The organism is Massilia sp. CT11-108, assembly GCF_047302915.1.
In the GTDB taxonomy this organism is placed as follows: domain Bacteria; phylum Pseudomonadota; class Gammaproteobacteria; order Burkholderiales; family Burkholderiaceae_D; genus Telluria; species Telluria orientalis.
In genome coordinates this window covers 1-1557 of record NZ_JBKYMO010000840.1, presented here as the reverse complement: position 1 = coordinate 1557, position 1557 = coordinate 1, and the positions used below count along the sequence as shown (strand labels likewise).

Below are 1557 nucleotides of genomic sequence, written 5' to 3'. Positions count from 1 at the left end.
CGGTTAACCTCGCCACTGAATGTAAGTCGCTGACCCATTATACAAAAGGTACGCCGTCACCCCACGAAGAGGCTCCGACTGTTTGTATGCACACGGTTTCAGGATCTATTTCACTCCCCTCCCGGGGTTCTTTTCGCCTTTCCCTCACGGTACTGGTTCACTATCGGTCGATTACGAGTATTTAGCCTTGGAGGATGGTCCCCCCATCTTCAGACAGGATTTCTCGTGTCCCGCCCTACTTGTCGTACGCTTAGTACCACCGTTCGAATTTCGTGTAAGGGGCTATCACCCTCTATGGCCAGCATTTCCAGGCTGTTCCACTATTCGATCGACTATCACGTACAAGGCTCATCCCATTTCGCTCGCCACTACTTTGGGAATCTCGGTTGATTTCTTTTCCTGCAGCTACTTAGATGTTTCAGTTCGCCGCGTTCGCTTTGCATACCTATGTATTCAGTATGCAATGACCTAAAAGGCCGGGTTTCCCCATTCGGAAATCTGCGGATCAAAGTGTGTTTGCTCACTCCCCGCAGCTTATCGCAAGCTACTACGTCCTTCATCGCCTGTAATCGCCAAGGCATCCACCATGTGCACTTATTCACTTGTCCCTATAACGTTGGCCCCTGCATGAGTATCAGGGAACGTCATAACAACAAGAGTTCAGCTTACTATGTTTGTTGATACATACAGATTACTACCCTAAGTGTGCATCCAACTTTCGTTAGCTACACGCTTAAAGAAAACTTTACTTCTTCCAGATTGTTAAAGAACGAGAACTACACTTACCTAAAACCAGCGTCTTACGTAAAGATAGTGGTGGAGGATGACGGGATCGAACCGACGACCCCCTGCTTGCAAAGCAGGTGCTCTCCCAGCTGAGCTAATCCCCCAGTGTAACGTGGTAGGGCTGGTTGGACTCGAACCAACGACCCCCGCGTTATCAACACGGTGCTCTAACCAGCTGAGCTACAGCCCCGAAAACTCTTCTCGTTTAACTTTGAACAGTCGATAAGCGTAGGCGCTTGATGATGGAGCGTAAGCTCCCGTGCCACTCTAGAAAGGAGGTGATCCAGCCGCACCTTCCGATACGGCTACCTTGTTACGACTTCACCCCAGTCACGAATCCTACCGTGGTAAGCGCCCTCCTTGCGGTTAAGCTACCTACTTCTGGTAAAACCCGCTCCCATGGTGTGACGGGCGGTGTGTACAAGACCCGGGAACGTATTCACCGCGGCATGCTGATCCGCGATTACTAGCGATTCCAACTTCACGCAGTCGAGTTGCAGACTGCGATCCGGACTACGATACACTTTCTGGGATTAGCTCCCCCTCGCGGGTTGGCGGCCCTCTGTATGTACCATTGTATGACGTGTGAAGCCCTACCCATAAGGGCCATGAGGACTTGACGTCATCCCCACCTTCCTCCGGTTTGTCACCGGCAGTCTCATTAGAGTGCCCTTTCGTAGCAACTAATGACAAGGGTTGCGCTCGTTGCGGGACTTAACCCAACATCTCACGACACGAGCTGACGACAGCCATGCAGCACCTGTGTTCAGG

At 51.4% G+C, this 1557-nt stretch carries 2 tRNA genes and 2 rRNA genes; all 4 read right to left on the bottom strand.

The window, feature by feature from the left end:
- Window positions 1–608 (bottom strand): 23S ribosomal RNA (locus ACEN88_RS31285); the annotation flags it as partial.
- A 206-nt stretch (window positions 609–814) separates the two neighbouring features.
- A tRNA-Ala gene (locus ACEN88_RS31280) sits at window positions 815–890 on the bottom strand.
- 9 nt (window positions 891–899) lie between these two features.
- A tRNA-Ile gene (locus tag ACEN88_RS31275) sits at window positions 900–976 on the bottom strand.
- An 81-nt stretch (window positions 977–1057) separates the two neighbouring features.
- Window positions 1058–1557, bottom strand: a 16S ribosomal RNA gene (locus tag ACEN88_RS31270); the annotation flags it as partial.